Annotated in this window: 24 protein-coding genes and 1 tRNA gene; 15 read left to right on the top strand and 10 right to left on the bottom strand. The window is 60.4% G+C overall.

Translation table 11 applies throughout. The annotated features are described in order from the left end of the window. Positions 1 to 3: 3 nt before the first annotated feature. On the top strand, positions 4 to 1,413 hold the full coding sequence (gene thrC, locus M2394_RS22890) for a threonine synthase (RefSeq protein ID WP_177004719.1): 1,410 nt from the start codon (positions 4 to 6) through the stop codon (positions 1,411 to 1,413). Positions 1,414 to 1,502: 89 nt separating this feature from the next. Here thrC and M2394_RS22885 read toward each other — a convergent pair whose 3' ends face one another. Beyond that, complete coding sequence (locus M2394_RS22885; protein ID WP_259174675.1) at positions 1,503 to 1,703, bottom strand: hypothetical protein; 201 nt, start codon at positions 1,701 to 1,703, stop codon at positions 1,503 to 1,505. A 312-nt stretch (positions 1,704 to 2,015) separates the two neighbouring features. Between M2394_RS22885 and M2394_RS22880 the strand changes: the two genes are divergently transcribed. Then, positions 2,016 to 2,300 (top strand): DUF3509 domain-containing protein, encoded by a 285-nt coding sequence (locus M2394_RS22880; RefSeq protein ID WP_178921683.1) that lies wholly within the window; start codon positions 2,016 to 2,018, stop codon positions 2,298 to 2,300. A gap of 170 nt (positions 2,301 to 2,470) precedes the next feature. Here M2394_RS22880 and M2394_RS22875 read toward each other — a convergent pair whose 3' ends face one another. Beyond that, positions 2,471 to 3,358, bottom strand: coding sequence for a TIGR02285 family protein (locus tag M2394_RS22875; RefSeq protein WP_259174673.1), 888 nt, complete (start codon positions 3,356 to 3,358; stop codon positions 2,471 to 2,473). Then, complete coding sequence (locus M2394_RS22870) at positions 3,358 to 4,557, bottom strand: CaiB/BaiF CoA-transferase family protein (protein ID WP_259174672.1); 1,200 nt, start codon at positions 4,555 to 4,557, stop codon at positions 3,358 to 3,360. Before M2394_RS22870 ends, M2394_RS22875 begins: the two co-directional genes overlap by 1 nt. A 148-nt stretch (positions 4,558 to 4,705) precedes the next feature. Between M2394_RS22870 and M2394_RS22865 the strand changes: the two genes are divergently transcribed. Beyond that, the gene (locus M2394_RS22865; RefSeq protein WP_178921689.1) at positions 4,706 to 5,248 is read left to right on the top strand and encodes a YaeQ family protein; all 543 of its coding nucleotides are present in this window, start codon (positions 4,706 to 4,708) and stop codon (positions 5,246 to 5,248) included. Positions 5,249 to 5,423: 175 nt separating this feature from the next. After that, positions 5,424 to 7,133, top strand: coding sequence for a single-stranded-DNA-specific exonuclease RecJ (recJ, locus tag M2394_RS22860; protein ID WP_259174671.1), 1,710 nt, complete (start codon positions 5,424 to 5,426; stop codon positions 7,131 to 7,133). A 135-nt stretch (positions 7,134 to 7,268) separates the two neighbouring features. Here recJ and M2394_RS22855 read toward each other — a convergent pair whose 3' ends face one another. From M2394_RS22855 to M2394_RS22845, 3 genes are all read right to left on the bottom strand, one after another. Beyond that, the gene (locus tag M2394_RS22855; protein WP_259174670.1) at positions 7,269 to 8,555 is read right to left on the bottom strand and encodes a virulence factor family protein; all 1,287 of its coding nucleotides are present in this window, start codon (positions 8,553 to 8,555) and stop codon (positions 7,269 to 7,271) included. Continuing rightward, entirely contained in the window at positions 8,555 to 11,197 is a 2,643-nt protein-coding gene (gene mprF / locus M2394_RS22850) for a bifunctional lysylphosphatidylglycerol flippase/synthetase MprF (protein ID WP_176994376.1), read from the bottom strand. Before mprF ends, M2394_RS22855 begins: the two co-directional genes overlap by 1 nt. A 279-nt stretch (positions 11,198 to 11,476) precedes the next feature. After that, a tRNA-Met gene (locus M2394_RS22845) sits at positions 11,477 to 11,553 on the bottom strand. A 278-nt stretch (positions 11,554 to 11,831) separates the two neighbouring features. Here M2394_RS22845 and dinB point away from each other — a divergent pair. Beyond that, positions 11,832 to 12,890: a DNA polymerase IV gene (dinB, locus tag M2394_RS22840; RefSeq protein WP_178921695.1), complete on the top strand. Its 1,059-nt coding sequence runs from the start codon at positions 11,832 to 11,834 to the stop codon at positions 12,888 to 12,890. A gap of 130 nt (positions 12,891 to 13,020) precedes the next feature. Here dinB and M2394_RS22835 read toward each other — a convergent pair whose 3' ends face one another. From M2394_RS22835 to M2394_RS22820, 4 genes are all read right to left on the bottom strand, one after another. Further along, positions 13,021 to 13,974 carry a hypothetical protein gene (locus M2394_RS22835; protein ID WP_176994374.1) on the bottom strand — a complete coding sequence of 318 codons (954 nt, stop codon included), beginning with the start codon at positions 13,972 to 13,974 and terminating at the stop codon, positions 13,021 to 13,023. 20 nt (positions 13,975 to 13,994) lie between these two features. After that, positions 13,995 to 15,710 carry a proline--tRNA ligase gene (locus M2394_RS22830; protein WP_178921697.1) on the bottom strand — a complete coding sequence of 572 codons (1,716 nt, stop codon included), beginning with the start codon at positions 15,708 to 15,710 and terminating at the stop codon, positions 13,995 to 13,997. A gap of 171 nt (positions 15,711 to 15,881) precedes the next feature. After that, positions 15,882 to 17,426: an AmpG family muropeptide MFS transporter gene (locus M2394_RS22825; protein ID WP_178921699.1), complete on the bottom strand. Its 1,545-nt coding sequence runs from the start codon at positions 17,424 to 17,426 to the stop codon at positions 15,882 to 15,884. Positions 17,427 to 17,469: 43 nt separating this feature from the next. Then, on the bottom strand, positions 17,470 to 17,832 hold the full coding sequence (locus M2394_RS22820; RefSeq protein ID WP_256732863.1) for an MGMT family protein: 363 nt from the start codon (positions 17,830 to 17,832) through the stop codon (positions 17,470 to 17,472). A gap of 154 nt (positions 17,833 to 17,986) precedes the next feature. Between M2394_RS22820 and M2394_RS22815 the strand changes: the two genes are divergently transcribed. The 10 genes from M2394_RS22815 to M2394_RS22770 all read left to right on the top strand — a co-directional run bounded on the left by M2394_RS22815 (position 17,987) and on the right by M2394_RS22770 (position 26,727). Further along, positions 17,987 to 18,994 carry a DUF481 domain-containing protein gene (locus tag M2394_RS22815; protein WP_176994370.1) on the top strand — a complete coding sequence of 336 codons (1,008 nt, stop codon included), beginning with the start codon at positions 17,987 to 17,989 and terminating at the stop codon, positions 18,992 to 18,994. 107 nt (positions 18,995 to 19,101) lie between these two features. Next, a complete protein-coding gene (locus M2394_RS22810; RefSeq protein WP_259174669.1) occupies positions 19,102 to 19,833 on the top strand; it encodes a HugZ family protein in 732 nt (243 codons plus the stop codon). A gap of 66 nt (positions 19,834 to 19,899) precedes the next feature. Then, positions 19,900 to 20,376 carry an FxsA family protein gene (locus M2394_RS22805; protein WP_259174668.1) on the top strand — a complete coding sequence of 159 codons (477 nt, stop codon included), beginning with the start codon at positions 19,900 to 19,902 and terminating at the stop codon, positions 20,374 to 20,376. 247 nt (positions 20,377 to 20,623) lie between these two features. Next, positions 20,624 to 20,920 carry a co-chaperone GroES gene (gene groES / locus M2394_RS22800; protein WP_016975516.1) on the top strand — a complete coding sequence of 99 codons (297 nt, stop codon included), beginning with the start codon at positions 20,624 to 20,626 and terminating at the stop codon, positions 20,918 to 20,920. A gap of 50 nt (positions 20,921 to 20,970) precedes the next feature. After that, complete coding sequence (groL, locus tag M2394_RS22795) at positions 20,971 to 22,617, top strand: chaperonin GroEL (RefSeq protein WP_178921703.1); 1,647 nt, start codon at positions 20,971 to 20,973, stop codon at positions 22,615 to 22,617. A gap of 338 nt (positions 22,618 to 22,955) precedes the next feature. Further along, positions 22,956 to 23,639 carry a two-component system response regulator ColR gene (gene colR / locus M2394_RS22790; protein ID WP_003175870.1) on the top strand — a complete coding sequence of 228 codons (684 nt, stop codon included), beginning with the start codon at positions 22,956 to 22,958 and terminating at the stop codon, positions 23,637 to 23,639. Further along, complete coding sequence (locus M2394_RS22785) at positions 23,629 to 24,909, top strand: HAMP domain-containing sensor histidine kinase (RefSeq protein ID WP_178921704.1); 1,281 nt, start codon at positions 23,629 to 23,631, stop codon at positions 24,907 to 24,909. Before colR ends, M2394_RS22785 begins: the two co-directional genes overlap by 11 nt. Positions 24,910 to 25,098: 189 nt before the next feature. Beyond that, positions 25,099 to 25,779, top strand: coding sequence for a class I SAM-dependent methyltransferase (locus M2394_RS22780; protein WP_178921705.1), 681 nt, complete (start codon positions 25,099 to 25,101; stop codon positions 25,777 to 25,779). A 4-nt stretch (positions 25,780 to 25,783) separates the two neighbouring features. Beyond that, entirely contained in the window at positions 25,784 to 26,503 is a 720-nt protein-coding gene (locus M2394_RS22775) for a lipopolysaccharide kinase InaA family protein (RefSeq protein WP_178921706.1), read from the top strand. Then, a complete protein-coding gene (locus M2394_RS22770; RefSeq protein ID WP_178921707.1) occupies positions 26,500 to 26,727 on the top strand; it encodes a hypothetical protein in 228 nt (75 codons plus the stop codon). Before M2394_RS22775 ends, M2394_RS22770 begins: the two co-directional genes overlap by 4 nt. The last annotated feature ends 36 nt before the right edge of the window (positions 26,728 to 26,763 follow it).

Here is a 26,763-nt window from a genome sequence, read left to right as displayed (position 1 = left end):
GTCATGCGTTATATCAGCACCCGCGGCCAGGCACCGGCCCTGAATTTCGAAGACGTCCTGCTGGCAGGTCTTGCCACTGATGGCGGCCTGTACGTGCCGGAAAACCTGCCACGCTTTACCCAGGAAGAAATCGCCTCCTGGGCCGGCCTGCCGTACCACGAGCTGGCGTTCCGGGTGATGCGCCCGTTCGTCACCGGCAGCATTCCGGATGCAGACTTCAAGAAGATCCTGGAAGAGACCTACGGCGTGTTCTCCCACAACGCCATCGCGCCTCTGCGCCAGCTGAATGGCAACGAGTGGGTGCTGGAACTGTTCCACGGCCCGACCCTGGCGTTCAAGGACTTCGCCCTGCAACTGCTGGGTCGCCTGCTGGACTACGTGCTGCAAAAACGTGGCGAGCGCGTGGTGATCATCGGTGCTACCTCCGGTGATACCGGCTCGGCCGCCATCGAAGGCTGCAAGCACTGCGAAAACGTCGACATCTTCATCCTGCACCCGCACCAGCGCGTGTCGGAAGTACAGCGTCGCCAGATGACCACCATCTTTGGTGAGAACATCCACAACATCGCCATCGAAGGCAACTTCGATGACTGCCAGGAAATGGTCAAGAACAGCTTCGCTGACCAGAGCTTCCTGAAGGGCACGCGACTGGTAGCGGTGAACTCGATCAACTGGGCGCGGATCATGGCCCAGATTGTCTACTACTTCCACGCCTCCCTGCAGTTGGGCGGCCCGGCGCGTTCGGTGTCGTTCTCGGTGCCAACCGGCAACTTCGGTGACATCTTCGCCGGCTACCTGGCGCGCAACATGGGCCTGCCGATCAACCAGTTGATCGTCGCCACCAACCGCAATGACATCCTGCACCGCTTCATGAGCGGCAACCAGTACGTCAAGGAAACCCTGCACGCCACGCTGTCGCCGTCCATGGACATCATGGTCTCGTCGAACTTCGAACGCCTGCTGTTCGACATGCACGGTCGCAACGGTGCGGCCATTGCCGGCTTGATGGACACCTTCAAGAGCGGCGGCGGTTTCAGCGTGGACGAAGAACGCTGGACCGAAACCCGCAAGCTGTTCGACTCCCTGGCCGTCGACGATGCACAGACCTGCGAAACCATCGCAGAAGTCTATGCCCAGACCGGCGAGCTGCTCGACCCGCACACCGCCATCGGTGTGAAGGCCGCGCGCGAATGCCGTCGCAGCCTGGATATCCCGATGGTGATCCTGGGCACTGCGCACCCGGTTAAATTCCCGGAGGCCGTGGAGAAAGCCGGCGTTGGCAAGGCACTGGAATTGCCGGTGCACCTGGCTGACCTGTTCGAGCGCGAAGAGCGCTGCACAGTGCTGGCCAATGACCTGAAGGCGGTGCAGGCATTTGTGAGCCAGCATGGCAACCGGGGCAAGCCGCTGTAAGGCAAGCCGCGTAGACAAGAACGCCGCTGTCCCTTCCTTGGGACAGCGGCGTTTTTTTGTTTCTGGCAGGCCCGGCTTGGCGTGAGCGATTACGTTAGAAGTTTCTGCGCGATGGCCAATACGGTGCTGAACGCCGTAAACATGGCCATTACAACCCCCAGGGGGTACCAGAAATTTTCACGGGTTATCTTGTGTGTTTCAGCCGTGAGTTTGCGTTGCTCCGCATAGATGCGTGATATGTCGGCGTGAATCTTCTCTAACGCCGCTTGCTGTTTGTCGTGTTCCAGCATTGTCTTCATCCTTCGCAATAAGAGCCTTTTGACATGCGCTTTTAACGGCATAACAGCCTGTTCAGCGCTCACCGAGTTTAGGATTCACCTCGGACAGCAGCCCTCGGCAAACCCCAAAACAGCTGCCCATTGCGTAAGCAGGTATGTGCTCCGTTTTTTCGTTGTCATGTTGCAAGCGCATGCTGGAATCCGTCACCCCTGACGACCCCATAAAGACGATAAAGCGAACTTTCCTACGTCACAAACAGTCACTTAGGATAGATGCAGCTCCCGTTGAACCGATTGTTCCCGAACTATTGAGTGGTGATCGAGATGGAAAGTATCAGCCTATTGCTCGAAGAAGCACTGAGCCCTTATCAGGTTACGCTGACCACCTCTGGTGTGCAGGCCGAGTGCCTGGTGACCGTGAAGAACCCTGCTGGCGCTATTGTCGTCGAGCGTGAAGTCGACCGAGCGCAATTGATGGACAAGCGTGTGCTGGTGGATGTGGTGGACTGTTTGTTGCGAGACCTGAAAATCGCCGAAGGTCGCCTGGAACCTTCCGTCATCGCTGCCCTGAGAAACGCTGCCCAGACACGCAACGCTGCCGTGGCATGAAGAAAAGTTTATCTGAGGAAACTTCCTACATCATGGCCGGTCAGACTTTATAACGGCAAGAGCAAGCATTGTGCTCCGGTGTTTGTGGCTTGTCGTACTGGTCTTTGTAGGCCACGTTTAACCCCGAAGTGTCTCCCCACTCTTCGGGGTTTCTTTTTGCCCGGGATTTGTCAGGGCGCAGGGGCTTCCTGGAAAAAACTCGGGTTGTCCGACAGGTAGCGCTCGCGCATGACGGGGTCCAGCCACGAGGCGTAGGACTGCTGTACTTGCCCTTGTGGGATGTCTCGCAGTACCGCGTTGATGCGTTCGATGGCCTGCCGCCCCTGGGCGGTGTCTGAGCAACCGATGTAGGTGCGTTGGTAAGGCGCTGAGCCTTTGATGGGGAAGAACGCCAGGTCTTGTGGGTCGATACCTTGCTGCTGTGCGTGATAGCGGATTTCCGTCCAATAGCCCAGTACCGCTTCCAGACGGCCAAGACGCTGCATCTGCAACAGGCTACCGAGGGCGTCGTTACCGTAATGCAGCGCCAGCCGATGAGGCGCGGCGTGCTTGAGCCGCTCGTCGATGGCCGGGCCATAGCTGCGCTCGGCAATGGCCCCCAGGCGTGCATTGTGCGCTTCGAGAAAGGCCTGCAAGTCGAACTGGCCGTCGACGATATAGGCCGCCATCGCGGCCTCTTTGCTGCGACGGATCATCACCCCGTTGCTGACCACCACAAAGGCCTGGGCCGAAAACACCACGTAGCTGGCCCGCTCAGGCGTCCACAGCAGCGACGGGTCGCAGGTGAACGAGGGCTCGCGCAGCATTTGCGTGCCACGGGCGCGATTGACGTGCAGGATCTGGTGCCGATATTCCGGCAGCCGCTCCTTGAGCATCGGCAACAACTCGTCCAGCGCGCCCTGGCCTTTCTGTGGTCCTTCGAAAATGGTCAGTGGCGGCAAGTCGCGCAGCAGCCAGATCAAGGTGTCCTCGGCGTTGGCCAAAAGTGGCCAGCCACAGCTGACCATCATCATGGCGAGACAGAGTTGCCTGGACAAGCGCCTGGTGCGGCGAGCCATCAGATCGCGCCAGCCTCACGCAAGCGGGTGATGGCCAAGGCGTCGTAGCCCAGCTCATTGAGCACCACGCTGTTGTGTTCACCCAATTGCGGACCTACCCATTCACAGCTACCTGGCGTGTCCGAAAGCTTGGGCACGATGCCCGGCATCTTGAAGTCCTTGCCTCCCGGCAACTGCGCCTTGAGGAACATTTCCCGGGCGAGAAACTGCGGGTCACCCAGCATGTCCTCGGCGCTGTAGATACGGCTGGCGGGCACTTCGGCCTTGTTGAGTTGGTCGACCACCTGCGCCAGCGGCAGCGAATTGACCCAGCGATCGATCACGCCGTACAGCTCGTCACGGCGGCTGTCACGCCCGTCATTGCTGGACAGCGCCGGGTCATTGGCCAGGTCGTCACGGCCGATGGCGCTCATGAACCGTTTGAAGATCGCATCGCCATTGGCGCCGATCTGCACGTGCTTGCCGTCGGCACTGGTGTGGATCGAGGAGGGCGTGATGCCGGGCATGATGTTGCCGGTGCGCTCGCGAATGAAGCCGAACACGTCGAACTCCGGAATCATGCTTTCCATCATGGCGAAAATCGCTTCGTACAGCGCCACATCCACCACCTGGCCGAGCCCGCCGTTCACCTCGCGGTGACGCAAGGCCATCAGTGCGCCGATCACAGCCCACAAGGCCGCAATCGAGTCGCCGATGGAGATGCCGGTGCGCACGGGCGGGCGATCCTCGAACCCGGTGATGTAGCGCAGCCCACCCATGGACTCGCCCACGGCACCGAAACCAGGCTGGTCCTTCATCGGCCCGGTCTGGCCAAAGCCCGACAGGCGCACCATCACCAATTTCGGGTTCAGTGCATGCAGGGTTTCCCAGCTCAGGCCGAGTTTTTCCAACACGCCGGGGCGGAAGTTCTCGATCAGGATGTCGGCGTCTGCCAGCAGTTGCTTGAGAATCGCCAGGCCGTCCGGGTGCTTGAGGTTCAGCGTCAGCGATTTTTTATTACGGGCCTGCACAAACCACCACAGCGAAGTACCTTCATACAGCTTGCGCCATTTGCGCAGCGGGTCGCCGCCATCCGGTGATTCGACCTTGATCACCTCGGCACCGAATTCGGCGCAGATACGCGAGGCGAACGGGCCGGCAATCAGGGTGCCCAGTTCGATGACTTTCAGGCCGGCAAGCGGTTTGGCGTTAAACGACATGAGGATCCTTGTCTGTGCAGGGCGGTGGTGGAATGCCTTTTAACATAGGCGAGGGGCCCAGTGATAAGGATGATGCAGCTCAGTATTCGTTGAATGACCTCGCCATCGGTTAGACTGGCCGCCTTTCCCTGTCTCTAGAAGCCCGTTCATGGCCCAGCCGTCCACGACTTATAAATTCGAACTCAACCTCACCGACCTCGATCGCTCGGTGTACGAGAGTGTCAAACAGACCATCGCCCGCCATCCTTCGGAAACCGAAGAACGCATGACCGTGCGCCTGCTGGCCTACGCCCTCTGGTACAACGAGCAGCTGTCGTTCGGGCGTGGCCTGTCGGATGTAGACGAACCTGCCCTGTGGGAAAAAAGCCTGGATGACCGGGTCCTGCACTGGATCGAAGTCGGCCAGCCTGACGCCGACCGCCTGACCTGGTGCTCGCGCCGCACCGAGCGCACCAGCCTGCTGGCCTACGGCAGCCTGCGCGTGTGGGAAGGCAAGGTCGTGCCGGTGGCGAACAACCTGAAAAATGTACACATCGCCGCGGTACCGCAGGAAGTCCTGGAGACGTTGGCCAAGGACATGCCCCGCGTGATCAAGTGGGACGTGATGATCAGTGAAGGCACGATCTTCGTCACCGACGACCGTGGCCAGCATGAAGTGCAATTGCAATGGCTGGCCGGCGAACGCGGCTGACCCTGCCGAAACGGGGTCGTGTAGGAGCTGGCTTGCCTGCGATAGCGGTGGGTCAGTTGGCACATCTGCTGCCGATACACCGCTATCGCAGGCAAGCCAGCTCCCACAGTTGATTTGTGTTGTATTCAGAATTGCTGTTTAACCGCTGTATTAGAAGAGAAGCACCTGTCACCCCATGCGTATCGATCCCCGCCCATTGCCTGCTGTCCTGCCGTTTCTCGGTGAATTGCCGCCGCTGTTGACCCGTCTCTATGCCGCACGCGGGGTGCAGTCGGAAGCCGAGCTGGATAAAAGCCTGGCGCGGTTGATTCCCTACCAGCAACTCAAGGGCATCGATGCCGCCGTGGACCTGCTGGTGACAGCCTTGGAGCAGCGCCAGCGCATCCTGATCGTCGGAGACTTCGATGCCGACGGCGCCACGGCCAGCACCGTGGGCACCCTGGGCTTGCGTCTGCTCGGCGCGGCGCATGTCGATTACCTGGTGCCTAACCGCTTCGAGTATGGCTACGGCCTCACCCCCGAAATTGTCGCCGTGGCCCTGCAGCGCAAGCCGCAGTTGCTGATCACCGTGGACAACGGCATCTCCAGTGTCGAAGGCGTGGCGGCGGCGAAAGCGGCGGGGCTGAGTGTGCTGGTGACGGACCACCACTTGCCCGGCGACGAACTGCCGCTGGCCGACGCTATCGTCAACCCGAACCAGCCCGGCTGTGAATTCCCCAGCAAGGCCCTGGCCGGCGTGGGCGTGATTTTCTACGTGCTGATGGCCCTTCGTGCGCGCCTGCGCAGCCTCGGTTGGTACGAAAACAAGCCGCAGCCCAACATTGGCGAACTGCTCGATCTGGTCGCCTTGGGCAGCGTGGCCGACGTTGTACCTCTGGACGCGAACAACCGCATCCTCGTGCATCAGGGCCTGGAGCGCATTCGCGCCGGGCGTGCGCGGCCGGGGATCAAGGCGATCCTGGAAGTGGCCAAGCGCGATGCGGCGCGCATCACCTCCACTGACCTGGGGTTTATCCTCGGGCCGCGCCTGAACGCAGCGGGGCGCCTGGATGATATGAGCCTGGGCATTGAATGCCTGCTCACCACGGACTTTGCCGCTGCACGGGAAATGGCCGCGCAACTGGATGGCATGAACCAGGACCGCAAATCCATCGAGCAAGGCATGCAACGCGAGGCCCTGGCCCAGCTCAAGGACTTGCCGGTGGAGTCGATGCCTTACGGCTTATGCCTGTTCGATCCGGAATGGCACCAGGGCGTGATCGGGATTTTGGCGTCGCGCATGAAAGAACGTTACTTCCGCCCGACCATCGCCTTCGCCGACGCCGGTGACGGCCTGCTCAAGGGCTCTGGGCGCTCGGTGCAGGGTTTTCACATCCGTGATGCGCTGGCGGTGGTGGCGAGCCAGCATCCCAACCTGATCGCCAAATACGGCGGCCACGCCATGGCGGCGGGGCTGACGCTGGCTGAGGAAAACTTCCCACTGTTTGCCGAGGCCTTTGATGCGGAAGTGCGTCGGCAACTGCGTGAAGAAGACCTGACTGGGCGCCTGCTGTCTGACGGCACCCTGGCCGTGGAAGAGTTTCACCTGGAACTGGCCCGTGCACTGCGCCACGCCGGCCCATGGGGCCAGCACTTTCCCGAGCCGGTGTTTCACGGGGTGTTCCAGTTGGTGGAGCAACGTGTGGTGGGAGAGCGGCACCTCAAAGTGGTGCTCAAGACCGAGTGCGGGTCGGTGAAGCTGGACGGGATTGCGTTTGGGGTGGACCGAGAGGTCTGGCCGAACCCGACGGTGAAGTGGGTGGAGTTGGCCTATAAGCTGGATGTGAACGAGTTTCGCGGGAATGAAACCGTGCAGTTGATGATTGCCCACATCGAACCGCGCTAGATCTCAGCAACACCACAAAACAAATGTGGGAGCAGGCTTGCCTGCGATAGCATCGCCTTGGTGTGTCAGTTACACCGCGGTGATGCTGTCGCAGGCAAGCCAGCTCCCACATTTTAGTTTGTGTACAGCCGGGGGTTACTCGGCTTTGTCCTTGGCCTGGTGCTTCACGATGATGTCGACCAAGCGCTGTGCCAGCGCCGGGTAGTTCTCATCGAAGTGATGCCCACCCGGCAGCTTCACGGCTTCGCCCACGGCAGTCTTGTCGGTGCAGCCACTCTCGTCGACTTCTTCGGCACCGTAGATGCACACCACTTTGTCCGCTGGCAGCTTGGCCATTTCCGGGCCGGTGGCGGCTTCTTTGCCGGCGTTGCCCAGCCAGCCTTCGACTTCAATCTCGAAGCTGCCGGTGCGGGCGAACGCCAGCAGGATGATTGCATCCACGCGCTGTTGCTCGTTTTCCGGCAGGCGGTTGTAGATGGCCGGCAGTACGTCGGCGCCGAACGAATAGCCGGTCAGCACGAAGCGCTTGGTGCCCCATTTCTGCCGATAGTGCTGCATCAGCTCGGTGAGGTCCTTGGCGCTTTGTTCCGGGGTCTTGTGCTGCCAGTAGTAGCGCAGGGTGTCGATGCCGACCACTGGGTAGCCGATCTTGGCCATTTCGCCGGCCACGTCGCGGTCCAGGTCACGCCAGCCACCGTCACCGGAGAGGAACAGGGTCACGGTGTCCTTGGCTTGGCCGGCGGGCACTTCCACCACGGGAATGGCCAGGCCGCCGTTGTCCGAACCGACCAATTGCTTGCGCAGTTCGTTGTTCAGCACTTGCGGGTAGTGAATGTCGTAGTCGCTGATGCTGGTGGTGGCGCGCGGCGTATCGCGTACGAAACTGGCGGCATCGTCGTCAGGGTTATCGTTCCAGGCCACCAGCCAGCTGCCGTGGGCAGAGGTTTTTGGCAATGGGTCCTTGCAGCCTTCCTGCGTCATGGCGAAGCCGACGGAGATGGCGTTGGCCTTGTCGTCATTCTGTGCCGCCAGCCAGCGCCATGCCAGCGCTGCGCCAGGGCCGATGCCGCTGACGAGGGTTGCCGGGCCCTTGAGTTGGCTCAGGGCGCCTTGCAGGGCTTGTTCCTGCAGCGTGCAGTCATCCTTTGGCAGGATCACTTGGACAATCTGTGCCTTGCCGCCTTGGCTCAGGGCAATCAACTGGCTGTCGCTCAGGGTGTCAGCGGCCAGCACCGCCACGGCGACGCGGGCTTTGGCCGTGCCCGCCGGGGTGACGCGGGTCATGACAGAACCGTCGGCCTGGGGCAGTTGCTCCAGGGTCGGTTGCGGGGCAGGGCGGTTCCAGTACCAATAGCCGCCACCCAGGATCAGGGCGAGCAGCACTACAAAGGCCAATACATACCGCCAGGAGCGTCGAATCATCAGCGTTTCACCAATCCAGTCAAGCCGCCCGCGATCAGGGCGGCGGTATCGGCCAGTGCCACCAGCGGATCAAGTCCTGCGGGCACGGCCATGTAACGGGGTTCCCAGTCAGGCTGGAATTTGTCTTTGAAGCGGCGCAAACCTTGGAAGTTATACAGCTGCTCGCCACGGCGGAACACCATCGAACCCAGGCGTTGGGTCAGCGGGGCGCCACGACGCGGTTGCAGGCCCGACAACGGCACCATGCCGAGGCTGAAGCGGGCGTAGTCATGGTTCTTATAATGTTGGATCAGACCGACCATCATGAACTCCATGGTCAGCTTGGGCGCGTCCGGGTGGGCGCGCATCAGGTCGAGGCTGGCCAGGTCGTGGTTGTAAGTCTCGAGCAGGTTGGCGAAGGCCACCGGGCGCCCTTCGAAGCGAATGATCGCGATGCGAAAGTGCTTGAGGTAGTCGTCGCTGAAGCGTCCCAGGGAAAAGCCCTTTTCCCGCACGTTCTTGCCGGTCAGCCAGGCATCGGAGATGACCTTGAGTTCATCCATCGGTGCATGGCCCGGATCGAAGATCTCCAGGGACAGGCCGTCCCGGGTGCCACGGTTCCAGGTGTAGCGCAGGTCCTTCATCTCTTTGCCCTTGGCTTCCAGGTCAAAGCGTTTCAGGTCGACGCGGGCTTCTTCACCCAGTTTGATCGCGGTGAGGCCGATGTCCATGTAGTACGGCAGGTTCTCGGCGCGCACCTGATAGAACACCGGGCGGGCGTGGTGGATGTCGCACAGGTCACGGAACTGCCAGATCATTTCGGCCCGGGGTTGGGTCGGGCCGATGGGGTCATACAAGGCCACCAGGCTGCGCCCGCGACGGGCGTACATCAGGAAGGCTTCATCGTTGGGGTGGAACAGCAGCGCCTTGTCGCCGGTCAGCGCGAGGCCACCGTCAGGCTGGGACGAGGCCATCAGGATCTTGGTGGCGCGCTCCAGCTCATCCGGAGTCGGCAGGTGGATGACCGGGCGTGCGGTGCGCAGCAGCCAGGTCAGCGACACGATCACCAGCAGCACGGCGGCACCCAGCAGCGAACGCAAGCCACGGGGAGCGTTGGCGTCGAGGGTGAACTGCCACCACAGTTGATGGCTGTACGGGACATCCTGATAGGCAAACAGCAGTAGCCAGATCGAGGCGCCCAGCACGCAGACACTGGCCACCAGGTACAGCGGTGAGAACGGCAGTTCAGTCAGGCGGCTGGCGCGGTAGAACGAGCGACGGAAGATCGCCAGCAGCACCGCGGTCATGATCATCAGGCTGGCTTCTTCCCAGTCGAAACCCTTGAGCAGCGAGAGCAGAGCGCCGGTCAGCAGCAGCACCATCGTCAGCATCCAGGCTGCCGACAAGCGTCGGCGCAGGCCCTGGGCGAGCAGCAGGCAGAGCACGCCGATCAGGCTGGCGCCAAAGTGGGAGGCGTCAATCAGACGGTGGGGAATCAGGAAGCCGATGTTTTCCAGGCGTGAGTCGATTTCTGGCGTGGCGCCGGAAAACAGCAGGACCACGCCTGACAAAAAAACCAGTACGGCCAGTACCGGCGCCGCCAGGCCGGATGCAACCCGCAGGCTCTGCTGCGTTTGGAACAGGCGCTGGGCTTCGTTGACCAGCAGGAACACACAGGCGATCAACAGCGGCAGTACCACGTAGATCATCCGGTACAGCAACAGGGCTGCGGCCAGCGGCGCGGCGCCAAGCTTGTCGGCAAAGGCGGCCAGCAGGATGGCTTCAAATACACCCACGCCGCCCGGTACGTGGCTGAGTACACCGGCCGCCAGGGCCAGCAGGTACACCAGCAGGAACGGGCCGAACGGTGGCGCTTCCGGCAGCAGCATATAAAGGACGGTCGCAGCGGCGGCGACGTCCAGTGCGGTGATGATCAGTTGCAGGAACGTCAGGCGGCGGCCCGGCAGGCGCAGGGTACGACGGCCAGCCTTGACCAGCAGGTTGTCTGGGTAGGGTTGTTCGGGCAGACGGCGACGATAAATGCCGATGCACAGCACGGTCGACAGCAGCAGCACCGCGCCGGCAATGCCGCCGAGCACCATCTGCGGCAGATGCAAGTAGGTTGCGGCAGCGGGCAGGTTGCTCAAGGTCGCCAGGGCGGCCAGCGGCGGCAGGGCGGTGCCGAGGGCCAGGCTGGCAAACACGGTCATGTGGGCCACTTCCGAAGCGCCGATGCCATGACGTGCATATAAACGGTAGCGCACCGAACCGCCCGAGAGCATCGACAAGCCAATGGCATTGCCGATGGCGAAGGCGGTAAAGCCGCCGAGGGCCAGGGTCTTGGCCGGCAACTTCACGCCGGCATAACGCGCACCGGAAAATTCATAGCCCAACAAAATGATGAAACCGGCCACGGCGGCGGCAAATGCACCGAGCAGGGCGGGCTTGGGCACTTCCAGGATCGAATCGTGGAGGGCGTAGAGATCCAGTTCCAGCAGCAGGTGTCGGCAGGCGATCAGGGCGATTGCGAACAGCAACAGGGTAACGGCCAACCCGATGGGCTGACGGTATTTGCTCAACAGATCCAGCCAACGCAAACGAGTGGGAGTGATCGGTTGTTCTGCTGTAACAGTGTCTTGTGGTTCAGACGAGTTGGCGCGCATCAATCACCTCGTGGATTGTGCGCGACAGGATGGAGGTATCCAGCCAAGTTACCAATCCCTATGGACAAAATAATTACAAATATTAACGCGTATCGCCGGGGGCGGCGACAGCGGCCATTGGTCGTAGAGGGTAGCGCTTGAGCATTGAGCATAGCTTGCAAAGACATGGACTCAACAAACCGTATAGGGTTTCATGAAATATGCCATGTCATTGTTTCAGAAGAACTTTTTCACCGGATACAAAAAAGGCCACTCTTTCGAGTAGCCTTTTTTGATGTTTGGTTGCGGGAGCCGGATTTGAACCGACGACCTTCGGGTTATGAGCCCGACGAGCTACCAGACTGCTCCATCCCGCGTCTGTGGGTCGGCATTCTACAGAGGAACTTCGGTGTGTCAACCGCAGATTCCAGGAAAAGCGCTTCTGCTTCAATCGGTTAGCGCTTCGTAGTGGGTTGCCGAAAGGGCTTGGGACCAGTCAGGCCGTGGCTTTCAGCTCTATCGGATTGTCGAATTCGATTGAGAAAATAAATTCATTGGCGAAATTTCCTACCGCTCGGGCGGAAGAATCAAACTACTGGTGCTATATACAGGGGTGAATGCGATACTGGCCACCCGTTGGACCACACCCCTTTATATGACGCAGCGCAAAATCATCCACGTCGACTGTGATTGCTTCTACGCCGCCATCGAGATGCGCGATGACCCGAGCCTGGCGCAAAAGCCCCTGGCCGTGGGCGGCTCGGCGGACCGGCGTGGGGTGATCGCCACCTGTAACTACGAGGCGCGGGCCTACGGCGTGCGCTCGGCCATGTCTTCACGCCACGCCCTGAAGCTGTGCCCGGACTTGACCATCGTCAAGCCGCGCATGGACGCCTATAAAGAAGCGTCCAAGGAAATCCAGACGATCTTTCGCGATTACACCGACTTGATCGAGCCCTTATCCCTGGATGAAGCCTACCTGGACGTCTCCGACAGCTCGCACTTTGGCGGCAGCGCCACGCGTATCGCCCAGGACATCCGCCGTCGGGTCTCCAACCAGTTGCATATCACGGTGTCTGCCGGGGTCGCGCCGAACAAGTTTTTGGCCAAGATCGCCAGCGACTGGAAGAAACCCAACGGGCTGTATGTGATCACGCCGGATCAGGTCGAGGATTTTGTGTCCCAGCTGCGCGTCAGCAAGTTGCACGGGGTGGGCAAGGTCACGGCGGACAAGCTGGCACGCCTGGGTATCGAAGACTGCCTGCAATTGCGCGAGTGGAACAAATTGGCGCTGGTGCGTGAGTTCGGCAGTTTCGGTGAAAGACTGTGGAGTCTGGCTCGTGGGATTGATGATCGCGCCGTGCAGAACGACAGCCGCCGCCAATCGATCAGTGTGGAAAACACCTACGATGTTGACCTGCCGGACCTTTCAAGCTGCCTGGCGAAACTGCCTGAACTGATGGAAACACTGGCCGGGCGCATGGCGCGCATCGACAGCAGTTACCGCGCGGGTAAGCCGTTCGTGAAAGTGAAGTTTCATGACTTTACCCAGACCACCTTGGAGCAGGCGGGGGCAGGGCGGGATCTTGAGAGTTATCAACAGCTGCTGACGCAGGCGTTTAATCGCGGTGGCAAGCCGGTGCGGTTGCTGGGGATTGGCGTGCGGTTATTGGATTTGAGTGGTGGTAACGAACAACTGGAGTTCTCTTGGTAGAAACCGGAAACCAAATGTGGGAGCGGGCTTGCTCGCGACAGCGGTGAATCAGTTACAGCAGCATTGACTGACACTCCGTCTTCGCGAGCAAGCCCGCTCCCACATTTAGATTTTCAGCGGTCAAAAAATATTAGCGTGCGCCAGGGTCTGCCACCAAACGCCCCGCATCCTTGGTCAATGCCTGCAGGAATTCCTGCTGCAACTCCGGATCATTGCGGGTCAGTTCGATCAGGCTTTGTTCCAGTTCACTGGCTTCTTCTTCCAGCCCCAACTCCGACAGGCGCTTGACGCGATGCACCCACTGGTTGACCTCGTCGTCTTCCAGGTCGTCGTAGATCAGGCCGTGGGCCTCCAGCAACTTGCTGCGCAGGGTGCTGCTGATCGCCAGGGTCGAGTCCGAATGCACATCGTCCTGGCCATCTTCCACGCTGATCTTCAAGGTGCTGACGCGGTTCAGGTCCTGTTCGGCAAATGGGCTGTCCAACAGGTTCAGGCGCAGGACGCCATTGCGGTCGGTGGTCAGCTCATGGGTCTGCTTGCCGGCAGTGACCTGCACCGGGCGTTCGCTCCAGGGCAGGCTCGAATACTCCACGCGTTTGTCGCGCTGGACTTCGTCGATACCCGCCAGGTTCTGTTGCGCACGGCCATGGGATTGCACGTTCATGAACGGGTTGATGCCGTCCACGCCGTAGCTCAGCCAGTCGCGGGTCATGCTGGTGGGCAGGTTGCCGAGGGCGAAGATGTTCGCCACGTTGGCACCCGCGCCAGCCACCAGGGCCACCGCACCCAGAGGCATCTCGTAGAGTTTGCGCCAGGGTTGGTAGGGGGTGTAGCGATCGTAACGACGGGTGACTTCGAACTCGGTGACCTCAAAGGTCTTTTGCTCGTGAATCCGAACCCGGCGTTGCGGCAGCTCCAGCACTTTGGGCTCGCCTACATCGATCTGCAGGCTGTGGTCGAGCAACTTACGCTCGACCCGCTCCTCGTGCTCACTGCGTTGCGACATCTGGTTGGCGCAGCCGCTGACCAGCAGGGCGCCGCACAAGGCGGCGCCCCCCAAGGCTCTGGTGTTTCGCTTGAACATGACTTCTCTTGATCTGGTTTTCAGCGACGAATACGCGCCTGAAGGAAAGACAGCACGTCAGCCACCGGCAACGGTTGGGCTTCGGCTTCGGTCCGGCTCTTGTATTCCAGATTGCCATCGGCCAGGCCGCGGTCACTGACCACGATACGGTGCGGGATGCCAATCAGTTCCATGTCGGCGAACTTGATGCCCGGGCTGGTTTTCTTGTCCCGGTCATCGAGCAACACTTCAAAACCGGCAGCCGTCAGTTCGGCATACAGGTTGTCGGTGGCTTCGCGTACTTGCTCGTTGTCGTAGCGCAGCGGTACCAGGGCGATTTGGAACGGGGCCAGGGCGTCGCTCCAGATGATGCCTTTCTCGTCGTTGTTCTGCTCGATGGCAGCCGCCACCACGCGGGACACGCCAATGCCGTAGCAACCCATTTCCAGGGTGATCGGCTTGCCGTTCTCGCCCAGCACTTCGCACTTCATCGCCTTGCTGTACTTGTTGCCCAGCTGGAAGATGTGCCCGACTTCGATGCCGCGCTTGATCTCCAGGGTGCCCTTGCCGTCCGGGCTTGGGTCGCCGGCCACCACGTTACGCAGGTCGGCCACGGTCGGCACCGGCAGGTCACGCTCCCAGTTCACGCCGAAGTAGTGCTTGTCGTCGATGTTCGCGCCGATACCGAAGTCGCTCATCAGCTCGACCGAGCGGTCGATGATGATCGGCAGCGGCAGGTTCAGCGGGCCGAGGGAACCCGCACCGGCGCCAATGGCGTCGCGCAGTTCGGCATCGGTGGCCATGACCAGCGGGCTGGCCACGCCAGGTTGCTGGGCCGCCTTGATTTCGTTGAGCTCGTGGTCGCCACGGATGACCAGGGCGATCAGCTTGCCTTCTTCTTCAGCGCGCACGATCAGGGTCTTGATGGTCTTTTCAATCGGCAGATTGAATTTTTCCACCAGGGCCGCGATGGTCTTGGTCTCTGGGGTGTCCACCAGGCGCAGCTCTTCAGCCGGTGCTGGGCGGGAGGTTTCCCGTGGCACGGCTTCGGCTTTCTCGATGTTCGCCGCGTAGTCGGAACCGTTGCTGAACACGATATCGTCTTCGCCGGACTCGGCCAGTACGTGGAATTCGTGGGAACCGGCACCACCGATGGAGCCGTTGTCCGCTTCAACCGGGCGGAATTTCAGGCCCAGGCGCGTGAACACGTTGCAGTAGGCGGTGTGCATGCGGTCGTAGGTGACCTGCAGGGACGCCTGGTCGGCGTGGAACGAGTACGCGTCCTTCATGATGAATTCGCGGCCGCGCATCAAGCCGAAGCGTGGGCGGATTTCGTCACGGAACTTGGTCTGGATCTGATACAGGTTCAGCGGCAGCTGCTTGTAGCTGCTCAGCTCGTTGCGCATCAGGTCGGTGATCACTTCTTCGTGGGTCGGGCCGGCGCAGAAATCGCGGCCATGACGGTCCTTGAAGCGCAGCAACTCAGGGCCGTACTCTTCCCAGCGCCCGGATTCCTGCCACAGTTCAGCCGGTTGAGTGCTCGGCATCAACACTTCCAGAGAGCCGGCGGCGTTCATTTCTTCACGAACGATGGCTTCGACCTTGCGCATCACCTTCAAACCCATGGGCAGCCAGGTGTACAGGCCGGAGGCCAGTTTGCGGATCATGCCGGCACGCAGCATCAGCTGATGGCTGATCACAACCGCGTCGGAAGGCGTTTCTTTCTGTGTGGCGAGCAAATATTGACTGGTACGCATGGTAGGCCGTTGTCGGTTGCTTGGACTTGAAATGACTCTGGATTGTACGGGCGCAAACTGCCGGAGTACAGGCATCAGAATACAGAGGGGTATGTAGGAGCCGGCTTGCCGGCGATGGCGTCTTTGAGATTGACGCGAGGCTTGCGGGCCTCATCGCCGGCAAGCCGGCTCCTACAGGGGGGATACTTCGTCAGCGGGTGGATTCAACCGAGCCCGCCGATTCTCCTGGAACCAATGCAAGGCAATCAGGAACAGCGTCGGCACGCCCAGCAGGCAGGTGATCAGGAAGAAGTTGTGATAACCGAACTTCTCCACCATCACCCCTGAATAGCCACCGATCAGGCGCGGCAGCAACAGCATGATCGAGCTCAGCAGCGCATATTGGGTCGCGGAGAACTTGAGGTTGGTCAGGCTCGACAGGTAGGCCACGAAGGCCGAGGTGGCCAGGCCGGAGCTGAAGTTATCCAGGGAAATCGTGAAAATCAGCATCTGCAGGTCCGGGCCCATGTCGGCGAGCATCACGAACAGCAGGTTGGTCCCTGCCGAAGCCACGCCGCCGATGAACAGGATCGGCAGGATGCCGAACCGCACAATCAACAGGCCGCCCATGCCCGCGCCGAGCAGGGTCATGATCAGGCCGAAGATCTTGCTCACTCCGGCGATCTGGTCCTTGGTAAAGCCCTGGTCGATGTAGAACACGTTCGCCATCACGCCCATCACGGTGTCGGACATGCGGTAGGTCGCAATCAGCCCGAGCAGCAGCAGTGCCTGCCAGCGGTAGCGCACGATGAAGTCGTTGACCGGCGTCAGCACCGGCGCCAGGCCACGGCGACCCATCGCCGAAAGGCACAGGCAGGTAAGGGTGATGTAGAGAATGGCGCGCAGGAAGGCGCGGTCTTCCATCAGCAGTTCCCACAGGCTGACGCCATGGAACAGCACGCTGGCGAAATCCGTGTTGTACAACTGGGTGAACATCGCCGGCACCGAGACCAGTAGCACAATCAGGACGAACACCGACACCAACTGGTGCACGAAGCTGTAGCGACCGGCCTGCAACTGGGTGCGCAGCGGTACGTTCGGCTCGCGCATGAACAGGGTGGTCAGCAGCGCCGGGATCATCAGCACGCCGAACAACACGTAGGTACCGGTCCAGGCCGAGTGCTTATAGTTGAAGCCGGTCGAGCCGAAGCCTTCGGCGAAGAACAGCGCGCCGGCCGTCGCCAGTAGGGCGGCAATGCGGTAGCCAGACATGTAGCTGGCCGCCAGGGCGGCTTGGCGGCTGTCGTCGGCGATTTCCAGGCGATAGGCGTCCACCGCAATATCTTGGGTGGCCGACGCGAAGGCGACGATGACAGCGATGGCGATCAGCCAGGACAGATGTTTCTGCGGATCGCAGAAGCCCATGCCGATCAATCCGAGGATCACCAGTGACTGGGCAAGCACCAGCCAGGAACGACGACGCCCGAGTTTACCCAGCAGCGGCAGGCGCCATTGGTCGAGCAGCGGTGACCAGACCCATTTAAAGGCGTAGGCCAGACCGATCAGGCTCGCATAGCCGATGGTCTCGCGGGCCACACCGGCCTCGCGCAACCACACTGAAAGCGTCGAGAACACCAACATGTAAGGCAAACCGGCGGCGAAGCCGAGCAACAACAGCACTAACGTCGAGGGGCTGGCATAGGCGGCGAGCGCGGCGCGCCAGGTTTTACGGGGCATGGGCTGGAGTCTGCCTCAGATTTGCGGAAACAAAGCGCGCACTCTAACCGCTGTGCTCTACCGGGCGCCAGCCATGGCGCTGAATATCCACGCGATTGTTGCGGATCGTGACGCCTTCGCTGCGCAATCGCGCGCGTTGCTCGTCACCTGAGGCACTGCCCACGGGAAGGCTTATCCGACCGCCGGCACCCAGCACCCGGTGCCAGGGCAGCCGGGTGTCTTCCGGAAGCTGGCTCAAGGTACGCCCGACCCAGCGCGCCGCACGCCCAAGGCCCGCCAGTTGGGCCAACTCGCCGTAGCTCACCACGCAGCCTGGCGGGACCTGCGCCAGGGTCAGGTACAGCGCCGTGCGGCGCATCTCGGCGGGGCTTTGCGGGGTTTCGGCAGGTTCATTCACTGTGGGCATATCCGTTGAGATCGTCGGCATCTTTGTCAGAAACGTCTGTAAATATCGCGATGAACAATGAACTCAACCCAAATCCCTGAGTCAGTCCTTGCTAAGGCGTTATCTAACACGATAATGCCGACTTTTTTGTCAAACTTGAGCCCAGAACCTGCTTATGTTGTCCAGAACCCTGCTGTGCCTCGCTGTTTTCAGCGCCTCCACGCCTTTGTTGGCCGACACCGTCTGGTTGAAGAACGGTGACCGCCTGACCGGCAAGATCAAGGTCTTCGACGGTGGCAAGCTGCTGATCCAGACCGATTACGCAGGGGCTATCCCGGTGGATTGGAAGCAGGTGAAAACCCTGGAGAGCGATCAGGAATTGCTGGTCAAGCAGGATGCCTACACGGGCGAGAAGGCCAAGTCGCTCAAAGCCGCGGACGACGGCAAAGTAGTCCTGGCCAATGGCGAAGCGCCCAAGACCGTCGAATTGGCAAGCATCCAGCAGATCATCAAGCCCAAGCCTGTGATCGAAGACCTGGTGTGGAAAGGCAACGTCGACCTGGCGCTGGACTACAAGCGCGCAGAAAAAGACACCAACGACTACGACATCGACTTCAAGACCACCGCCCGCCACGGCCAATGGCGCCACACCGGGCAGGGCGAGTACAACCGCGAGTTCCAGGACGACGTCACCACCACCGACAACTGGGCCCTGGAGTACGACCTGGACCGCTTCCTGACTGAGCACTGGTTCTGGCAGGGCCGCCTGACCTACAAGCGTGACAAGGTGGAAGACCTGTCCCGCCAGCGCACCGTCGGCACCGGCCCGGGCTACCAGTTCTGGGACGATGAGCTGGGCGCGTTCTCGTTGGGTTCGCTGGTCAACCGCACCGATTACGAATATTCCGACGGCGGTAAGGACAACTTCTACTCCGTGGCCATGAAGTGGAACTACAACCGCTACCTGGTGGGCAAGACGGTCGAGTTCTTTACCAACGGTGAATTGGGCCGGCCGATCGACGGACCGGTGGATTACTCCCTGGATGCGGAAATGGGCCTGCGCTACAAAGTCACCGAGTGGGCCTCGCTCAACCTCAAGGCCGAGCGCGACATCATCAGCGGCGATTCGGACAGCAGCCTGAGCAAGACGCGCTACACCGCAGGGTTCGGCGTGGCCTGGTAAACAGCCTTACAAAACCTGCTTGGCAACCTTTGCCGATATTGATTACCTTGTGGTTGAGATCCATTCCCATATGCCATGGGCGGCTGAATACCCCGAGGAGTCATACGTTGAGCATACAGGTTGCCAAGAACGCCCGAGAGCTGTTGCTCAAGGAATACCGTGGGGCGCTCGCCACACTGTCCAAAGCCATGCCTGGCTTTCCCTTCGGCTCGGTAGTGCCGTATTGCCTCGACGATCAAGGCCGCCCGCTGATCCTGATCAGCCGCATCGCCCAGCACACCCATAACCTGCAGAAAGACCCCAAGTGCTCGTTGCTGGTGGGTGAGCGCGAGGCCGATGATGTGCAAGCGGTAGGGCGCCTGACCTACCTGGCCGAAGCCGAGAAGCTGGAAGACGCCGCAGCCATCGAGGCGGCAGCCGAGCGTTATTACCGCTACTTCCCCGATTCCGCCAATTACCACAAGGCCCATGACTTCGACTTCTGGGTGCTCAAGCCGGTGCGTCACCGTTATATCGGCGGGTTTGGCGCGATTCACTGGGTCGATGAACTGACGCTCGCCAACCCGTTCGCCGGCAAGGCCGAGCGCAGCATGATCGAGCACATGAACAGCGATCACACCAAGGCCATCGCCCATTACGTCGACCTCACCGGTTTGCCGACCTCCGAGCCAGCTCAATTGGCGGGCATCGACAGTGAAGGCATGCACCTGCGTATAGGCCAATCCTTATATTGGTTGCCCTTTGCGGAGTCTTGCAACACCCCGACACAAGTGCGCGAAGCCTTGGTTTCCTTGGCTCACGCCGAGGTCTGGCCGAAAAAAGCAGCGGCCAGTGCTTGAATTCACGAAACGGCGACGTCATCTAAGGTGGACTGGCAAGGCATTCTTGCGTTGAGGAACCATTTGATGCGCCCTTTTTTGTTGCTCTTTCTGCTGTTCCCGGTGTTGGAGCTGTTCGTCTTCGTTCAAGTCAGCAGCGCGATCGGGTTTTTCCCCGCCCTGTTGCTGATCATTCTCGGCTCGATGCTCGGCGTTCTGGTGCTGCGCGTCGCCGGCCTGGCCACGGCTCTTCGTGCCCGTGAAAGCCTGAACCGTGGCGAACTGCCCGCCCAGACCATGCTTGAAGGCCTGATGATGGCCCTGGCCGGTGGCTTGCTGATCCTGCCGGGCTTTATCAGCGATGTGGTCGGCCTGGTCATGTTGCTGCCGTTCACCCGCAAGCTGCTGGCGGGCAAGATGCGCCAGCGTGCCGAAGAGGCTGCGATCCGTCAGCGAGCGTTCGCCGACGACCTGCAACCCCGTGGCGGCCCAGCCCCGCGCCAGCCTCTGGAGCGTGAAGGCGACGTGATTGAGGGCGAATTCGAACACCGCGACACCAAGTAACCGCTTAACCAGCACGGCACCTTCGGGTGCCGTGTTGCTTTTACCGCCCGGCGAGTGCAAAAAAAATCCGCCGAGGCCCCTTGTAATAAGCTTATGCGCCCTTATGTATCGGTCACCGCAAGGTTTCTGGTGGCAACGCCAGACAGACTTCCGCGTTTCGCTTGGCGAACCGCGACCGGCACAGCCGGATTACAACCCGCCGGTACTGACACCGGCCGATGAAAAACACAATTAGGAGAGATCGACAATGAGCAAGCTTCGTCCTCTGCACGACCGCGTCGTAATCCGTCGCAGCGAAGAAGAAAAGAAAACCGCTGGCGGTATCGTTCTGCCAGGTTCGGCTGCTGAAAAAGCCAACCACGGTGTGATCGTCGCTGCTGGTCCAGGCAAAACCCTGGAAAACGGTGAAGTGCGTGCTCTGGCCGTTAAAGTCGGTGACAAGGTTGTATTCGGCCCTTACTCCGGCAGCAACACTGTGAAAGTCGACGGCGAAGACCTGCTGGTCATGGCCGAGAACGAGATTCTCGCCGTTCTGGAAGCGTGATTTTTCCGCTCACTTTCCCGTTACTCCAAAGAATTTAAGGATTATCGATCATGGCTGCTAAAGAAGTTAAATTCGGCGATTCCGCCCGCAAGAAAATGCTCGTTGGTGTCAACGTCCTGGCTGACGCTGTAAAAGCGACCCTGGGCCCGAAAGGCCGTAACGTGATCATCGAGAAGAGCTTCGGCGCTCCGACCATCACCAAGGACGGCGTTTCCGTAGCCAAAGAAATCGAACTGGAAGACCGTTTCGAAAACATGGGCGCGCAGCTGGTCAAAGACGTTGCCTCCCGTGCCAACGATGACGCTGGTGACGGTACTACCACCGCTACCGTTCTGGCTCAGGCTATCGTTAACGAAGGCTACAAAGCCGTCGCTGCCGGCATGAACCCGATGGACCTGAAGCGCGGCATCGACAAGGCGACCATCGCCATTGTTGCCGAGCTGAAAAACCTGTCCAAGCCATGCGCTGACACCAAGGCTATCGCTCAGGTAGGCACCATCTCCGCCAACTCCGACGGCTCCATCGGCGACATCATTGCCGAAGCCATGGAAAAAGTCGGCAAAGAAGGCGTGATCACTGTTGAAGAAGGCACTGGCCTGGAAAACGAACTGTCGGTTGTAGAAGGCATGCAGTTCGACCGTGGCTACCTGTCCCCGTACTTCGTCAACAAGCCAGACACCATGGTTGCCGAGCTGGACAGCCCGCTGATCCTGCTGGTCGACAAAAAGATCTCCAACATCCGCGAAATGCTGCCGGTGCTGGAAGCCGTTGCCAAAGCCGGACGTCCGCTGCTGATCGTTTCCGAAGACGTTGAAGGCGAAGCCCTGGCGACCCTGGTTGTGAACAACATGCGTGGCATCGTTAAAGTCGCAGCCGTCAAGGCTCCAGGCTTCGGCGACCGTCGCAAGGCCATGCTGCAGGACATCGCCGTTCTGACCGGCGGTACCGTTATCTCCGAAGAGATCGGCCTGAGCCTGGAAAGCGCCACCCTGGAAAACCTGGGCAGCGCCAAGCGCGTGACCATCTCCAAAGAAAACACCATCATCGTTGACGGTGCTGGCGTTGAGCAGGACATCCAGGCTCGCATCACTCAGATCCGTGCCCAGGTTGCCGAGACTTCGTCCGACTACGACCGTGAAAAACTGCAAGAGCGTCTGGCCAAGCTGTCCGGCGGCGTTGCAGTGATCAAGGTGGGCGCGGGTTCCGAAGTTGAAATGAAAGAGAAGAAAGCCCGCGTTGAAGACGCCCTGCACGCAACCCGTGCTGCCGTTGAAGAAGGCGTGGTACCTGGCGGTGGCGTAGCGCTGATCCGTGCTCTGGAAGCCCTGACTGGTCTGAAAGGCGACAACGCCGATCAGGACGTGGGTATCGCTGTTCTGCGTCGTGCCGTTGAAGCTCCACTGCGCCAGATCGCTGCCAACTCCGGCGACGAGCCAAGCGTGGTGGTCAACGAAGTCAAGAACGGCAAAGGTAACTACGGTTACAACGCTGCAACTGGCGTCTACGGCGACATGATCGAAATGGGCATCCTGGACCCTACCAAGGTGACTCGTTCCGCGCTGCAAGCCGCATCCTCCATTGGTGGCCTGGTTCTGACCACCGAAGCTGCAATCGCTGACAAGCCGAAGGCTGAAGGCGCAGCTGGCGGCGGCATGCCAGACATGGGCGGCATGGGTGGCATGGGCGGCATGATGTAAGCCAGCCTTACCCCCGTACTGAAAAAGCCCCGCCTGCAGTGATGCAGGCGGGGCTTTTTATTGGGCGTACGTTAACGGTTCTGAAGGTGCCCACCCTCCACAGGTGGGAGCGGGCTTGCCCGCGAAAGCGGTCTGCCTGTCGATAAAAATGTTCCATCGATCCAAAATTTTCGCTTCAGCGCTGTCGTTAAACTGTGAAGCTATAGTGAAAATCTCGTTCAACTGAAATATCGGTTGAAAACCTTAATCGACGGGCCTTCCAGGTCTATCCCTGAGCCACACTTGGCCTTAAGCTGCGCGAGCCAACACGGCCGTTACCGCGTACGGAGACACTGCCCATGCGAATTTTATTGGTTGAAGACAACCGCGATATTCTGGCCAATCTGGCGGATTACCTGGGGCTAAAAGGCTATACCGTGGACTGCGCGCAGGACGGTTTGTCGGGCTTGCACCTGGCTGCCACCGAACACTACGACTTGATCGTGCTCGACATCATGTTGCCAGGTATTGATGGCTACACCCTGTGCAAACGCCTGCGCGAAGACGCACGCCGCGACACACCGGTGATCATGCTCACCGCTCGCGACCAACTGGATGACCGGCTGCAGGGCTTCAAGTCCGGCGCCGATGACTACCTGCTCAAACCGTTCGCCCTGTCGGAACTGGCGGCCCGCATCGAAGCCGTCTTGCGCCGTGCCCAGGGTGGCGGGCGACGTGCCCTGCAAGTCGGCGACCTGAGCTACGACCTTGATACGTTGGAAGTCACCCGCGAAGGGCGCCTGCTCAAGCTCAACCCGGTCGGCCTGAAGTTGCTGGCGGTGTTGATGCAAAAGAGCCCGCATGTGCTGCGCCGGGAAATTCTCGAAGAAGCGTTGTGGGGTGATGACTGCCCGGACAGCGACAGCTTGCGCAGCCACGTTCACCAATTGCGCCAAGTGATCGATAAACCGTTCGCCAAGCCGTTGCTGCAAACGGTGCACGGCGTGGGTTATCGCCTGGCCGAGGGTCGTGATGGAGTTTAAGCAAAGCCTTGCCCAGCGGATCATCATCGCCTTTGCGTTGATGAGCGCACTGGTGGCGGGAGCCTTCGCCATGGGCATTGTCGCCACCGTGCATTTGGTGGAAGAAAAACTCATCTCAGCCGGTTTGGGCGGTGATTTGCAACGCCTGCTGCTGATGGACAGCGTCGAAGACTGGAGCCACCGACCCGAGCCGGACCAACTGTTTTACTTCAGCGGTGGGCGCGGTGATTTCGAGCTGCCCAAGGACCTGCGGCACCTGGAGCCGGGTTTTCACGAAGTGTTTCGCGAGGCGCTGTCGTACCACGCCATGGTGGAAGTGGTCGACGGCCGGCGCTACGTGCTGCTGCAGGATCAGAGTGATTTTGAAGAACGTGAGCGCGTGCTGTTCGCCGTGGTGCTGGTAGGTTTTGTGCTCAGCCTGGCACTGGCGGTGTTCCTCGGCTGGGTGTTGGCGCGCAAGGTGATGGCGCCGGTGGTACGCCTGGCCCGCCAGGTTCGCCATCGTGACCAACTGCTGGGCCTGGCACCGCCCTTGGCGCCTGACTATGCGGCTGACGAAGTGGGCGAGTTGGCCGTGGCCTTCGACGCCACCCTGGGCCGGTTGCGCCAGGCGCTGAACCGCGAGCAGATGTTTACCAGCGATGTGAGCCACGAGTTGCGCACGCCCTTGATGGTGCTGGCCAGCTCCTGCGAATTGCTGCTGGAAAACCCGGCCATCGACCAGCGCGGTCGCAACCAGGTCGAGCGGATTGCCCGGGCGTGTGAGGAAATGCGCGAACTGGTGCAGACCTTCCTGATGCTCGCCCGTGCCCAGCACGATAACGGCGCCATGTCGCCTCAGGTCAGCCTCTCCCAGGTGGCGGACGACCTGCTTGGCATCTGGCGTGAACCCATCGAGCGCAAGGGACTGGAGCTGATCTACCAGCCTGGCCAGCCGCTGGATACACGCTATAACACGACGTTCCTGCATGCGGTCATGGGCAACCTGCTGCGCAATGCCTTGCACTACACTGAGCAAGGGTTTATCCGCTTGACCCTGGAACCCAGTGGTTTTGTGGTGGAAGACTCTGGCGTGGGCATCCCCGAAGACAAGCGCGAAGCGATGTTCGAGCCGTTTGTACGGGGCAATGAGAAGCGCGGTGACGGCCTGGGCCTCGGGCTTTCCCTGGTGCAACGCATCTGCGAGAACCAGGGCTGGAGCGTCAGCCTCAGTACCATGGAGCCCAACGGCTGCCGCTTTCACGTCCAGTTGAGCCAGGTCAAACCCTGAGCCCCCTCCCTGCCGCTATCCTGCGGCAGATCCCCTCCTTTTCGGCGAAGATGGCCCCATGCCACTGCTTGTATCTGTAAAGTCTTGAAATGTATGGGATTGGACAGGACAAGTTTTTCACAACGGGTTGACCTGTTGATCACAGTTCGCTGCTTAAGGTTGTAGGCATCAGCAACTGGAGATCCGTTGATGTCTACCCCGACCAAGCTTGAATTTTCTGAAAAGTACGACGATCAGCACGCCCAGAAATATTTGCTCAAGCATCAGGACAATCTGGCTCGCCGGTTGTCCCACAAACGCGACGAGCAATTGGCGCGCGGTGCACTGGCCATGGCCGGTGAGCCCGGCCTGGTGCTGGACCTGCCGTGCGGAGCGGGGCGTTTCTGGCCGCTGCTGGCCGAGAAGCCCAACCGTGTGATCATCGGGGCCGACAATTCGGCGTCGATGCTGAAGGTGGCGACCGCGGCCCAACCCGCCGATGTGGTGAAACGGGTACGGCCCTTGCAGACATCTGCCTTTGATATCGATCTGCCCGATAACTCGGTCGACAGCATTTTCTGCATGCGCTTGATGCACCACATTGGTGATCCGGCGCACCGGCTGTCGATACTGCGGGAGTTTCAGCGGGTCACCCGCGACAGCGTGATCATTTCGCTGTGGGTGGATGGCAACTTCAAGGCTTGGAAACGCAAGCGCGCCGAGGTCAAACGTCGTAAGAAAGGTGAGCAGGAAGGTTACCAAAACCGGTTTGTGTTACCGGCTGCTACTGTTGAGGCAGAGTTTGAGCAAGCCGGTTTCCGTGTTCAGGAGTCTCTGGACTTCATACCGCTCTATGCCATGTGGCGAGTGTATGTCTTGCGTAAGAGGTAACAGGATGGCAGTTGAGTGCGCAGTAGGCAGTCATGTAGCTCCCGAAGAACGATTCGATTTTTTCTGGCGCCAGCAAGGCGAGTGGGTGGAAGAGCCCAACCGTCGGCGCGGCGGTGAAAGTGGTGTACAGCGGGTGATCAGCCCCAATGGCCGCTTGCTCTACAGCAAGCGCCAGACCGGGCATATCTACCGCAGCTTGTTGCATCCGTTTGGACGCCCGACCGTCCTGCGCGAACGTGATGCCCTCAAGGGTCTGCGTTTGCTGGATGTGCGGGTGCCGGAGCTGGTGTTCTGTGAGGCGCGTCGCGACCCTGAGCATCAATGGAAGGCCCTGTTGGTGACCGCGTCCCTGGACGGCTTCGACGAAATCGAAAACTGGTATGCCGCCGGTGGCCGTGAACAGTACGGCGAACAGGTGCATGAACGGATGCTCAAGGAGTTGGCGGGCACCCTGGCGCGCATGCACAAGGGCCGTTGGCAGCACGGTTGCCTCTACATCAAGCATATCTTTGTGCGGGTAACGGGCGAGGGTGACTCGGCCAATGTGGAAGTGGCGCTGCTGGACTTCGAGAAATGCCGCCAGCGCTTGACCGCTTATCGGGCGGCTTCCCATGACATGCTGCAACTGCGCCGCCATTCGTCGTGGAGCAGTACCGACTGGGAAAAACTCAGCTACTTTTACGAGACGGCGTTTGGCAGCGCTATCAAGGGTTTAACCAGATGAAGCTAGAAATAGCACGAGGTTTGTTCCTGGTCGGGGCGTTGGGCGTTGCAGCCCTCGCCCTGGCGGCGTGGGAGCAGCCTCGCACACAGGTGTTGCATGCGGTGCAAGGTGGCGGGCAATGCCTGTTGCCACGCGTCGCCAAGGCCAGTGTGGCGGTCAAGCCCGATCATGAGCTGTTGCTGTTCATGTTCGGGATGTCTCAAGGCATGAGGCCGCAAAGTTGAAATTATTCAAACCCCCGGAGAAGGGCCTTGCGATGC

The sequence above is a fragment of the Pseudomonas sp. BIGb0164 genome (assembly GCF_024810135.1).
Classification (GTDB): Bacteria; Pseudomonadota; Gammaproteobacteria; order Pseudomonadales; family Pseudomonadaceae; genus Aquipseudomonas.
The sequence above is the reverse complement of the archived record's forward strand: the minus strand, read 5'-3'. Positions and strand labels throughout refer to the sequence as shown.

Excerpts from the sequence above, each read along its gene's own strand:
- M2394_RS22775 (WP_178921706.1), top strand. The coding sequence starts at position 25,784 with ATGGCAGTTGAGTGCGCAGTAGGCAGTCATGTAGCTCCCGAAGAACGA.
- recJ (WP_259174671.1), top strand. The coding sequence starts at position 5,424 with ATGCGTATCGATCCCCGCCCATTGCCTGCTGTCCTGCCGTTTCTCGGT.
- M2394_RS22855 (WP_259174670.1), bottom strand. The coding sequence starts at position 8,555 with ATGATTCGACGCTCCTGGCGGTATGTATTGGCCTTTGTAGTGCTGCTC.
- M2394_RS22885 (WP_259174675.1), bottom strand. The coding sequence starts at position 1,703 with ATGCTGGAACACGACAAACAGCAAGCGGCGTTAGAGAAGATTCACGCC.
- M2394_RS22870 (WP_259174672.1), bottom strand. The coding sequence starts at position 4,557 with ATGTCGTTTAACGCCAAACCGCTTGCCGGCCTGAAAGTCATCGAACTG.
- M2394_RS22835 (WP_176994374.1), bottom strand. The coding sequence starts at position 13,974 with ATGTTCAAGCGAAACACCAGAGCCTTGGGGGGCGCCGCCTTGTGCGGC.
- groES (WP_016975516.1), top strand. The coding sequence starts at position 20,624 with ATGAGCAAGCTTCGTCCTCTGCACGACCGCGTCGTAATCCGTCGCAGC.
- groL (WP_178921703.1), top strand. The coding sequence starts at position 20,971 with ATGGCTGCTAAAGAAGTTAAATTCGGCGATTCCGCCCGCAAGAAAATG.
- mprF (WP_176994376.1), bottom strand. The coding sequence starts at position 11,197 with ATGCGCGCCAACTCGTCTGAACCACAAGACACTGTTACAGCAGAACAA.
- M2394_RS22880 (WP_178921683.1), top strand. The coding sequence starts at position 2,016 with ATGGAAAGTATCAGCCTATTGCTCGAAGAAGCACTGAGCCCTTATCAG.
- thrC (WP_177004719.1), top strand. The coding sequence starts at position 4 with ATGCGTTATATCAGCACCCGCGGCCAGGCACCGGCCCTGAATTTCGAA.
- dinB (WP_178921695.1), top strand. The coding sequence starts at position 11,832 with ATGACGCAGCGCAAAATCATCCACGTCGACTGTGATTGCTTCTACGCC.
- M2394_RS22865 (WP_178921689.1), top strand. The coding sequence starts at position 4,706 with ATGGCCCAGCCGTCCACGACTTATAAATTCGAACTCAACCTCACCGAC.
- colR (WP_003175870.1), top strand. The coding sequence starts at position 22,956 with ATGCGAATTTTATTGGTTGAAGACAACCGCGATATTCTGGCCAATCTG.
- M2394_RS22815 (WP_176994370.1), top strand. The coding sequence starts at position 17,987 with ATGTTGTCCAGAACCCTGCTGTGCCTCGCTGTTTTCAGCGCCTCCACG.
- M2394_RS22780 (WP_178921705.1), top strand. The coding sequence starts at position 25,099 with ATGTCTACCCCGACCAAGCTTGAATTTTCTGAAAAGTACGACGATCAG.
- M2394_RS22820 (WP_256732863.1), bottom strand. The coding sequence starts at position 17,832 with ATGCCCACAGTGAATGAACCTGCCGAAACCCCGCAAAGCCCCGCCGAG.
- M2394_RS22825 (WP_178921699.1), bottom strand. The coding sequence starts at position 17,426 with ATGCCCCGTAAAACCTGGCGCGCCGCGCTCGCCGCCTATGCCAGCCCC.
- M2394_RS22875 (WP_259174673.1), bottom strand. The coding sequence starts at position 3,358 with ATGGCTCGCCGCACCAGGCGCTTGTCCAGGCAACTCTGTCTCGCCATG.
- M2394_RS22805 (WP_259174668.1), top strand. The coding sequence starts at position 19,900 with ATGCGCCCTTTTTTGTTGCTCTTTCTGCTGTTCCCGGTGTTGGAGCTG.
- M2394_RS22830 (WP_178921697.1), bottom strand. The coding sequence starts at position 15,710 with ATGCGTACCAGTCAATATTTGCTCGCCACACAGAAAGAAACGCCTTCC.
- M2394_RS22785 (WP_178921704.1), top strand. The coding sequence starts at position 23,629 with ATGGAGTTTAAGCAAAGCCTTGCCCAGCGGATCATCATCGCCTTTGCG.
- M2394_RS22770 (WP_178921707.1), top strand. The coding sequence starts at position 26,500 with ATGAAGCTAGAAATAGCACGAGGTTTGTTCCTGGTCGGGGCGTTGGGC.